The organism is Bacteroidota bacterium, from assembly GCA_030017895.1.
Taxonomy (GTDB): Bacteria; Bacteroidota; Ignavibacteria; order UBA10030; family BY39; genus JASEGV01.
Genome location: JASEGV010000013.1, coordinates 1 through 11,388, shown reverse-complemented (window position 1 = coordinate 11,388; position 11,388 = coordinate 1). Strand labels below are relative to the sequence as shown.

Sequence of the window (11,388 nt, the reverse complement as noted above, 5' to 3'; positions counted from 1 at the left end):
TTTTAGTGCTATACATCTTTTACACCAACTTCCCTTCAAACGCTTTCTTTAAAATGCTTTGGCGCAATGTTTCGCTTTGCTGGAGACTGGCGGTGATTGTTTCTTCTAATTTATCGGCGACACTCAGGCGGCTTTCGATTTCTTGAACAATGCGATGCTGTTCTTCGATTGGGCAGATTGGAAGATTGAGATTTCTAATTTGTTCAAAATTTAATCCTTGCCGTGTAGCTCCTGATTGTGTATTCATTATTTCACTTTGCGCTCTGGAAGAATTTAAATAAGAAGAAAGATATTTTGAAAATAGTGTATTTTGATTTGATCTAAGAATACACACATGCTGATTTACGTTTGCACGTGGAAATTTACTTGGGACAAAGGCACTCCTTCCAATTGATGCACCCGTAATATTTAGTAAAACGTCATCTGGCTGTACTCTTGTTCTCTTCATCCTTTCATCGATTTTATCAGAAATATAAGCAACATCATCTAATTCTAATTTATTAGGATAAACATTTTGACTCCTAATAAAAATAACACCTGACGATTGATAAACTTCCCTGCCACCTTTTGGCGTTATGCCGCTTCCAACAAAATCCAGTTTTTCTCCCAACTTCACCCACTTCCATCCCTTCGGCAATTCACCATTCTCTATTTTTTCATTTTTACTTTTTAATTTTTCATTGTTTGTCAGCTTTCCTTCAAACGCATACTTCAGCACGGCTTGGCGGTATACCTTGAGCTGGTCGAGCGCCGTGTGCAGTTGCTCTTTCCCTTTTTCCAATTCGCTTAAGAGTTCTTCTAACTTTGCTACGATGCGGTGTTGTTCGGGGAGAGAGGGAATGATAAGCGATGAATGATGAACGAGGAATGGATCGAGGTGCGGAATGCCAACGCCTTTTACACGTGTATTGAATATAAGGAATTGGGATTTGAGGAAATAATAGACGTATTCCCGTTGTACGCTTTCTTTGGGTTTAATAACTGCCAACGTTGAGCCGACCGCACCTGAAATGGCTTTACCGACTAAACCGCAGCGGGCGCCATCCCAAACAATAAGAATGTCGTTGTTGTCGCACAACAAACATTTTTCTCCGTCAGTATATCGGCGAAGACTTCCCTTTTCAAACGCTTTAATATCAATATACGGATACTTGAATCTTTTACTTTGATTATCAGAAAGGTTTCTTGGCATCTTCCCTTTTTGAATTACAATATGCTCACCAAGTATATCCATTATCTTTTAATATTCTCTTTAGCGGTTAAAATTATGGAACGGATAATTTTTATCAATTCACTGCATTTTTCAGAAAGATTAAGAAATTGAGATTCGGGAATATATTTTGTCGCAACAAGTAATTCTAGCCAAAACATAGTTTCATCTGCTTCTTTTTGCGCAATGCCCATTTTATGAATAAAGTCCGGTTTGCTTTCTGCATTATCCGCTTCCCGCACATTTGCACCAACACTTGTTCCGGATTTGAGCAATTGCTTGCTGATAACATATTCTCTTTTATCTTCACTCAACATTTTACACAATTCAACAATCAGCACAGCAAATGCAAACGATTTTTCTCGGACAATATTTTTCTTATGTTCATTCATAATTCATCATTAATCGTTCATAATTCATCATTGCTTTACGCTACTAATACCTCATTCAACTCAATAATAATCTCATCCGTCTTTTCGCCAAACAATTCCCACATTTTCCCCAATCCGCCATTATCGCCAAAAGGAGACAATGCAAAATCGTCCTTCTCAATATGGAAACTTATCGCAATATGGTCTTTGATCATTCTCAGCCACTGCATTTGCTCATCCGTAAATTTGAGAGCGCCCGCCTGTTTTTTGAAAACCCATTCCTGAAAATTTTTATCAACCGTCTTATCATACGGAGAAAGAACCTTATCAATGCCCGTTACTTTGCGAAGCAACGAAACGAGTGCAACCAATTCCGTTTTTGGTGAACTGCGTTGTGTTATACCCACTAAGGCAGTTTCTTGTTGTTCGTACGCATCCCACAACCTCAAAGGTGCTAACGCTGGTTTATCGCTTTTCAGCTTGTCCAACAATTCTTTAATCATCGTAAACGTAAGCTCGCGCCTCCGATACGGCTGGTTATAGAAAATCTGTAACGCAATAATCTCATTCTTGTTTGCTTCAATCCACGCAGTAAACTCTTTTATCAGCTCATCTGCCTTTGCTTTATTCTGTCCATCCCATCCGACGCCAACAAGCGTATCGCGGTTGATCGTATCAATCAGTTGCTCGTGTGTTTTGCGAACGTTTTCGATATAGGTATTCAATTCTCCGGTAAATACTTTTGCAGCTTCTTCAATAATTGCAGAATGCGATTTTTGTACTGCGGATTCAATTGCAGCCGGAGATTCGTCCGGCATTTTATTCTTGATCTGTTCTCCCAGCTCTTCTATAACATCAGGATTGTAAGCATATAGCAATTCTTTTGCTATCTGTGCAAGTGATTTCCCTTTTGTTTTTTCAACAACCTTTGCCCGTTCCTGTTCGTTAATTTGCCGTTCAAGTCGTATCAAACGGTTTGCCAGCGAAGTGAACAAATCTTCATCTCGCGCCCCTACTGCAACCGCACCGAGTAAATCTTTTAACGGCACGGAAGGTTTCTTTTCTAACGGACGGCTATCCGTCTTTAAACTTTTAGTAACACCAATAGCATCCACAATCACAAAATGGTCTTTGGTATATTTTGCGCTCGGAGTTACTTTTTTCAATTCGTCTAATGTAATTGTCCGCGTGCCGCGCCCTTTCATCTGCTCAAAATAGTTGCGGCTTTTCACATCGCGCATAAAGAACAAACATTCCAGCGGTTTAACATCGGTTCCAGTTGCAATCATATCCACGGTAACGGCAATACGCGGATAATAGTCGTTGCGGAATTGTGCGAGCGTGCTTTTCGGATTATCGGCAGTGTAGGTAATCTTTTTGCAAAACTTATTCTCTTCCGCAAATTCCTCCCGCACGATCTGTATAATATCATCGGCATGCGAATCGGACTTGGCAAAGATAAGCGTTTTCGGAACTTCAAACTTACCGTCGGCATCAAAGCGTTCAGGAAATATCTCCGGAAAATGTTCTTTCAACGTCTTTACAATGAGACGAATTTGATTGATGTTCACTACAGATTCATCTAACTGAGTCGCCGAGTAAACAACATCTTCATCAGTTTGCTGCCAGCGTTTCTTGCGTGTCAGCTTATCGCGGTGGTCAACGTATTGACCTTTCCAGACAACGCTTCCCTTTTTCGTAATATCGGTTTCAATTATGAAGACATCGCTGCCTACATTCACACCGTCAGTGACGGCTTCTTCGTGTGTGTACTCGCTGACGATGTTTTGGTTAAAGAACCCGAATGTTCTATTGTCAGGTGTTGCCGTAAGCCCGATGAGGAAGCTATCGAAATAATCAAGCACCTGCTTCCATAAATTATAAATACTGCGATGGCATTCATCGATCACGATAAAATCAAAAAACTCTATCGGAACTTTTTCGTTGTAAGCAACTGGCACAGGTTCTTTCGGTTGGAATTTGCGTTCGTTTGGATTTTCCTCTTCCGCGCTTTCGTCTAATTCCGTTTCTTTTAGAATCGAATACAACCGTTGAATAGTGCTGATACAAACCTGCGCGTCGCCTGGAACGAAACTGCTTCTCAACCGCTGAACATTATACAACTCTGTGAATCTGCGATTATCGTCATTCGGCTGATACGCAAGAAATTCCTGTTCGGCTTGCTCGCCTAAGTTTTTGGTATCGACTAAGAAAAGAATACGCTTGGCTCCGGCAAACTTGAGCAATCGATACACGGCGGTGATAGCGGTAAATGTTTTTCCCGAACCTGTCGCCATCTGTATCAACGCGCGGGGACGGTTTTGCTTAAACGAAACATCAAGCTTGGTAATTGCTCTTATCTGGCATTCACGCAAACCATCCGTTGGTAGAATAGGTAAACTCAATAATCGTTTCCGAAGCGATGAATCTCTTTGTATTAGTTCGCTGAATGATTCGGGACGATGGAAGGAGAAGACCTCACGAGAGCGAGGTTTAGGATCTGTGTAATCAGTAAAACGAGTAACATCGCCGGTGCTTTCATACAGAAACACGAGAGGTTCGTTGTTCAGGTATTTCAGTTTTGAGGCTGCGTATTCTTCGGTTTGAGATTCATGTGTAGTTAAATGAATGCCTTCCTCTTTACGTTTTGCTTCTATAACTCCCACAGGTTTTCTGTTCACAAAGAGAATGTAATCTGCAAGACCTATATCGGTTTGATATTCACGAACAGCAACACCAACCCCCGCGCCAAGATTGATTTTATCCTTGGTTTGTATAATCCAGTCCGAAGCAACAAGCTGCTTGTCTATGTTATCTCTTGCTATTTGTTCCGGGTTTTGGTTATGCATATGTTCTTAGTTTTCATTGGTAGAAACTTACAAAAAATAGGTGAGAATGGCAATTTCATAAATTAAGATCGGCATCCTTTATCGTTATCCCGAATACTTTAGAGATAAACAAAAAAGGCAATTCTGCCGAATTGCCCTTTAATTTGTTTATTGATTAATCTATTCTTTGCTAATCATGTACCAGCTGAGTAATCATCCATATACTTTTTTTGTTCGGGAGTAAGTTTATCAATTTTTATTCCCATAGTTTTTAATTTCAAATCAGCGATGTGTTGGTCTTGCTCTACGGGAATATCATGAACTCTGTTTTCGAGCCGCCGACCTTTTTTATGAAGTTCAACAAGCCGAAGTTGCGAGAGGAATTGATTTGCAAACGACATATCCATTACTTCCGAAGGATGTCCCTCGGCTGCTGCTAGGTTTACTAATCGTCCTTGAGCTAAAACATAAATGCCCTTGCCGTTTTTAAGCGAGTATTTTTCGTTGTTGGGTCGAACATCTTTTTTAGAGCCCGATACTTTCTGCAATTCGACCAAATTAATTTCACAATCGTAATGTCCTGTATTACAAACTATGGCGCCTTCCTTCATTGTCTTGAAATGCCGTTCAACAATTACATCCTTCACACCTGTTGCAGTTATAAAGACATCACCAATTTTTGCGGCTTCATCCATCGTCATAACACGCATGCCGTCCAAATTAGCTTTTAGTGCGGCTGTAGGTTTTACTTCGGTTATTATTACATTAGCGCCCATACCTTTTGCCCGCATTGCAACACCTTTACCGCAGTGTCCGTAACCTGCGACTACAATATTTTTGCCCGCAAGTAAAATGCTCGTTGCTCTTAAAATTCCGTCTAATGTTGATTGGCCCGTTCCATAAACATTATCAAAGTCCCATTTTGTTTCAGCATCGTTCACGGCAATAACGGGATATTTTAAAGCGCCGTCGTCAGCCATTGAACGCAAGCGGTGAACTCCCGTAGTAGTTTCTTCAGTCCCGCCGATAACATATTTTTCTGCAAATTCGGGATGCTTATTATGAATTGTAAAAATGAGATCGGCACCATCGTCCAATGTCAAGTTGGGATGAAATTTTAACGTCTCCTCGATGCACCAGTAAAAATCTTTGACCAACATACCGTGCCATGCGAAAATTGAAATACCCTCCTGAGCTAACGCCGCCGCCACCATATCATTTGTCGAGAGTGGATTGCATCCGCTCCAGCTTACTTCGGCGCCTGCTTCTACAAAAGTTTTTACAAGCACTGCAGTTTCTTTTGTAACGTGCAAACAGCCGGCTATTTTATAACCTTTGAATGGTTTTGTTTTCCGGTATTTTTCCTGCAAAGCCATCAAAACAGGCATGCGCGATTCTGCCCATTCGATTAATTTCTTTCCTTCTTTTGCTAATTTTATATCTTTAACTTTATATTTTCCAACTTTATGATCCATAATTTACCAATCTATTTGAATTGTTTAATGAGCTTTTTTAAAAAGTTTAACTAAGTCTAATTTTTCCCAACTGAATTCTGCTTCATCCCGTCCGAAGTGTCCATAGGCAGCGGTCTTCCTGTAAATCGGACGTTTCAATTTTAAGCTATCGATAATTCCTTTCGGTGTAAGGTCGATTTCTTTCTTAATAAACTCAGCGATAAACGTATCGGGGAGTTTGCCTGTGCCAAAAGTATTTACATAAATTGAAACAGGTTGATCAACACCAATAGCGTAAGCAACTTGAATTAAACACTCATCGGCGAGTTCGGCAGCAACGATATTTTTGGCTAAATGGCGAGCAGCATAAGCGCCACTGCGGTCAACCTTTGTCGGGTCTTTTCCTGAGAATGCACCACCTCCATGAGGAGCTTTACCACCATAAGTATCAACAATAATTTTTCTACCTGTTAAACCGCTGTCGCCGTGAGGTCCGCCAATCTCGAACGACCCAGTAGGATTTATATGATAATTAATTTTGCTATCAAGATATTCAGGTGGAATAACTTTTTTAGTTACATGTTCGAGAATATCTTTCTTGATTACACTTTGTGTGATAATTTTTTTCCGATATTTTGGATCGTGTTGTGTGGATACCACAATCGTGTGGACCCGTTTTGGAATCTTTCCGTTATACTCGATGGTTACTTGCGATTTTGCATCGGGACGCAAGTACGGAATTAATTCTGGTTCTTTTTTCCGGATGTCTGCCAAGCGTTTCACGATTGAGTGGGCAAACATCAGAGGCATCGGCATAAATTGAGGCGTCTCGGAAGTTGCATAACCGAACATCATACCTTGGTCGCCGGCGCCCCCTTTATCTACACCTTTTGCAATATCGCCCGATTGTTTGTGCATCTTATTTTCGATGTGGCATAAGTTTGCTTCGAACAAATATTCCGGCTTTGTATAACCTATCTCGCGGATAGTTTTGCGGGCTATTTCCATTATTTCTGCATCGGAAATTTTACATTTCGATTTAACCTCCCCGCCGATTAATACGTAGTTAGTTGTAACAAACGTTTCGCATGCTACACGTGCGTTTTTATCTTTACTTAAATAAGCATCTAAAACTGCATCCGAAATCTGGTCTGCAATTTTATCAGGATGCCCTTCAGAGACTGATTCCGAAGTAAATAAATATGACATTACAAATTATCCCTTTAATTATTAATAAAAATCTATTTCCGATGAATCGCCGATGTTAATACGCCGGAAGGCGCCAATAACAACTGCTTTATTACCGATGAGTGAATTGTCCAACAACGATTTTTGTATTTCTGCTTCTTCGCTGACTATCGAGTTTCGTACTATTGAATCATAAATAACTGCGTCATCAGCCACAGTGGTGTAAGGACCGATAATTGAGGCGCTGATTTTGGCTTTGGGCGAAATATAAACCGGTGGTATTATTACTATACCGTTGGTTTTTTCGATTGTCGATTTTTTATCCAACAAATGTTTGTTGGTTGAAAGAAGTGTTTCGGGCTTGCCGCAGTCGTACCAACCCTCCACATCGAATGCAGTAATCTTCTCGCCATCGTCTATCATTTTTTGGAGTGCATCGGTTAGTTGAAACTCGCCGCGTGTCTTAATATTATTTTCAATAATATTTGAAACGCACTTCAATAAGAGTTTTGGATTTTTTATCCAATACAATCCTACCAAAGCCAAATTACTGGTTGGAACTTCGGGCTTCTCTATGAGTTTTGAGATTATTCCGTTTTGAGTTATGGCTACACCGAAGCGGCGCGGGTCTTCTACATATTTTACACCCAGCGAGGAATGTTTTCCTGAAATAACAGGTTTGAGATCAACATCAAAAATTGTATCACCCAAAATTATTAGAACCGGTTCGTCAGGGATGGTAGCTCTCGAGACGTAAATCGAATGTGCTAATCCCAAACGTTCTTCTTGTTCGATGAAATCAACTTTCAGTTTGTAGTTTGATTTCACATAGTTGATAATTTTTTCTCCCATATATCCAATGACGATAGTCGCTTCATCGAACCCATCTTCGATTATTTTATCCAAGATGTGCCCGATGATAGGTTTCCCGGCAACATTGAGGAGAACTTTGGGAAGAGTATATGTATGTGGTCGAAGCCGGCTTCCTTCTCCGGCAACAGGTATTATTGCTCGCATTATTTTCTAATTTAGTGAATTAAACGGCAATAATATATACAATTCCCAGATAGATTTCAAATTATTTCTTTACTTGAGTAACACTTGCCTGAAATATTTCTTTTGTAACATTGTTCTGCACAAACGTTACCATGAATAAATTATCATGATTTATTTGATGTTTCTTTTCTTTAAATACTTTCCGGTTAGCCCGCTTCTCCATCGAATCCAAATAAACTTTCAAGGAATCTTCAATTTGATTCAGATTTATTTTAGTTGAATAAGTAAGCTCTTTCTTATTTCCAAATGCGAGTCCTTCGGGTGAGGGGAACATTTTCCGAACAACGAACCTGTGTTCGGCAACAGTGTTGTATCCTTTATAGTCCACTTTTTCTTCAGCTAAAACGATATGTAACCGTAAATCGTTTGTATTTATTTCAGGTGTAGAAGAATTACAGATTATTGATAAGTTTTTCTTTTTGATAGAACTTTTTAAAGAGATATTTGCTTTCGGAACATTCGATAAATATTTTTCTATTGTAGATGTAAATACATTGAACCTGCTTTTTGCGACTGCCTTGTTACCTCCTGCTGATGCTTTATCAATTCCTTCGATGATCGAAGCCGGTGTGCTGTTAACTCCGTAGAACTTTGCACGAGCTTCAGTGTCGGTGTTTGTCATCGGGTCGGGTGCGGGAATGTGCAGGTGGTATTCTAAAACTGCGAGTGTGTTGGATTCGTATCTCTCAATCAATTTATCGTAAGCAACATCGGCAGCAAGACAGGGGCGACATTCGGAGCCTGTGAATAATTCGGCAAGAACTACTTTGTTGTTTTCTTCCGGTTTTTTAAAATGAGTAACCTCGAAATTTTCAGTTTTTTGAATTTCAGCTTTTATTATTTCTTCGAGTTCAGGCCCATGAATATACAAAATGGGGTGTAAGGTTTTCAACCGTTCGATAATTTTTTCCGGTGAGAAAGCTAATACACCCGATAAATAGGAATCGAATGCTTTTTTAGTTTCACCAACTTGCTCGTAAGCCTTACCCAAATAGAAATACAAATCGGTGTCGTATGGTGTGCTATATTTGATTGCCCGATTTAGATTTTCGATTCCTGCTTTGTAATCTCCACGAATAACGTTGATAACTCCTAGTGTTGTATAGCGGTTGGACTCTTGCTCGAAAGAAGTATTCTCATTGATTGCATCCACACAAGCGTTTGCCAACTCATAAGCTTCATCGAGAAGAATATTTTGTTTTGCCCAACCGAGGGCAACTACAGAACGTGCAACATTAATATCTGTTGCTGTTTTTAAATACTCATCGGCAGCGGCTTTGTAAATATCGTACTTTGTAAACTGTAATTTTTCTTTTTGGAATATTTCGTCGAGCAGCTTCGTAGCTTCCTCAAATCCGAAAAATGAAGTCCGCGCCATCAGGCGTAATCCATCTTGAGTCAAATCGTTTTTATACATATATAATGCAAGATTAAAATAATACTCTGCATAATTCGGGTCCCACTCTCTTTCTTTTGGATAAATTGCGAGTGCCTGGCGCTGAGTTTCGAGAGCTTGATTGTATTCACCCCGCTTATAATATATCCGCGCTTTTGTATCCATAAAGGGAACACGTTTACGACCTTGAGCTTTCTCGTATTCTTCATTTGCGACTGTCGAATAAGCCAATGCCGAATCTAACCAAAAACCGTTTGCGGCAAAATAATAAGCAACACGATTATAAATTGTGGCAACATCGACAGCATTTTTTATTAACTCCTGAGCTTTTTGCATCACTAACAAAGTGTCTTGCGTCTCCAATGATGTTATGAAGATAGAAGTTCGAATGCCCTCAGCGTTGTCGATTGTGGGATACTTATTCAGTAAGTCATCTAATGCTTTTATTTTTTGTATCGGATCCTTGATAGCGATAGCAGCATTGTAAAGCGAGTCGGCGTTATCCTGTGCATTCGTTTGTATGAAAAACATACATATTAGAACAAAAGCTATAGTTATTATTTTATAATATGGATTAGTCATTTTTTTATTCCAAATTTATTAAACCTGCTAAATATTAGATTTTTCGGAGATAAAAACAAATTGAAGAGCCGACCCATCCGTTATCCGTCATTCGACGGAAACGGATTGAATCGGCTCGTTAATTATCAAATCTGAAATCTTAATTCTTACTTCATCATGATCATCCTCTTCCGTGCGATAGTTGTTTTACCGCTCTGATCATTAACGGTCATCTGATAAAAGTATATACCGCTCGAGTAATTAGTTCCATCAATGGCAACCTCATGGTAACCGGCTTCTTTAAACTCATCCACAAGCGTTGCCACTTCACGACCCAAAACATCGTAAACTTTTAACATTACCCAATTGTCAATTGGCAATTTATAATTGACAATTGTTAACGGGTTAAAAGGGTTCGGATAGTTCTGATATAACTCAAACCTTTCCGGCGGAGTTACTACGATTTTTACTTGCTTCGTCCATACTTCTCCTGCAAGTGTTGAGATAGTAAATGATATTGACTGTTCTTTATTTACAATCGCTGTCTTATCAACTGAAAAAGTAAACTCGGAAGCAGTTTCACTATTCGATTCAATTGCCTCGATTATTTTCTCCTTAAATTTAAAATTTATCCACGATGGCGCATCGCTAACGTTTATCTTGATACCTGATAAAGATAGTTCCGATATATTTTGAACCGATAATTCTATTACATTACCGGAGGATAAGAAAGAAACTCGATGAATTTGCTTTCCTTCATCTTTATTTTCTTGTGAATACAAAATTACATTCAAAACAAGAATTAAAATAAGCAATTTAAATAATCTCATATTTCTTTTCTCCTATTTAATAAACTTCGCAAGGGCCCGGTGATATTGCTTGAGCTTCTATAAGAAGCAGATTGCCATCTAAACTGTTGATTGTTGTACTACCTTTTCCGCTTAGTTCGATTTTCTGATTCTTTGTTTTGTAAACCCAATACTTTGTGTTACTTTCAGGTCTTATATTCCAATTGATTGTTATTGGGAAATTTGCATCTTTTATCTTGATAGGAATCTTGCTTATCCCTTTTCCAGGAGGTACGCCCTCCACAAATTTTCCCGACTGAAACTTTGCATGAAACACACCTTCCATCGGCTCTGGAGGCATATCGTAATCTCTTAACCCTAACGCGAGCCGGCGACCACCGTTATGCGCAAACAATTGCTGTTTGTTTCCATTATTGTCTGATACTGTAAACTGATCCATTACGGAGAATGCATCTATCGGCTGACACGGGTCGGGCGGCGGTGGAGTGCCTAAAGTCCTGAACCACCAAACACTT

Annotated in this window: 9 protein-coding genes; all 9 read right to left on the bottom strand. The window is 39.5% G+C overall.

The annotated features are described in order from the left end of the window. Positions 1-19: 19 nt before the first annotated feature. On the bottom strand, positions 20-1,234 hold the full coding sequence (locus QME58_03900) for a restriction endonuclease subunit S (GenBank protein ID MDI6802976.1): 1,215 nt from the start codon (positions 1,232-1,234) through the stop codon (positions 20-22). Further along, positions 1,234-1,602, bottom strand: a complete 369-nt coding sequence (locus QME58_03895; GenBank protein MDI6802975.1) for a four helix bundle protein — start codon at positions 1,600-1,602, stop codon at positions 1,234-1,236. The genes QME58_03900 and QME58_03895 overlap by 1 nt, the downstream gene beginning before the upstream one ends. 35 nt (positions 1,603-1,637) lie before the next feature. After that, positions 1,638-4,430: a type I restriction-modification enzyme R subunit C-terminal domain-containing protein gene (locus tag QME58_03890; GenBank protein ID MDI6802974.1), complete on the bottom strand. Its 2,793-nt coding sequence runs from the start codon at positions 4,428-4,430 to the stop codon at positions 1,638-1,640. Between the two features lie 173 nt (positions 4,431-4,603). Next, on the bottom strand, positions 4,604-5,884 hold the full coding sequence (locus tag QME58_03885; GenBank protein ID MDI6802973.1) for an adenosylhomocysteinase: 1,281 nt from the start codon (positions 5,882-5,884) through the stop codon (positions 4,604-4,606). Between the two features lie 24 nt (positions 5,885-5,908). Further along, positions 5,909-7,072, bottom strand: coding sequence for a methionine adenosyltransferase (gene metK, locus QME58_03880; protein ID MDI6802972.1), 1,164 nt, complete (start codon positions 7,070-7,072; stop codon positions 5,909-5,911). 21 nt (positions 7,073-7,093) lie between these two features. Then, positions 7,094-8,068, bottom strand: coding sequence for a sugar phosphate nucleotidyltransferase (locus tag QME58_03875; GenBank protein MDI6802971.1), 975 nt, complete (start codon positions 8,066-8,068; stop codon positions 7,094-7,096). Positions 8,069-8,129: 61 nt separating this feature from the next. Further along, on the bottom strand, positions 8,130-10,085 hold the full coding sequence (locus QME58_03870; protein ID MDI6802970.1) for a hypothetical protein: 1,956 nt from the start codon (positions 10,083-10,085) through the stop codon (positions 8,130-8,132). Between the two features lie 146 nt (positions 10,086-10,231). Beyond that, on the bottom strand, positions 10,232-10,894 hold the full coding sequence (locus QME58_03865) for a T9SS type A sorting domain-containing protein (GenBank protein MDI6802969.1): 663 nt from the start codon (positions 10,892-10,894) through the stop codon (positions 10,232-10,234). Positions 10,895-10,910: 16 nt separating this feature from the next. Further along, positions 10,911-11,388, bottom strand: a 478-nt coding sequence (locus QME58_03860; protein ID MDI6802968.1) for a hypothetical protein, incomplete at its 5' end; no start/stop codon positions are given.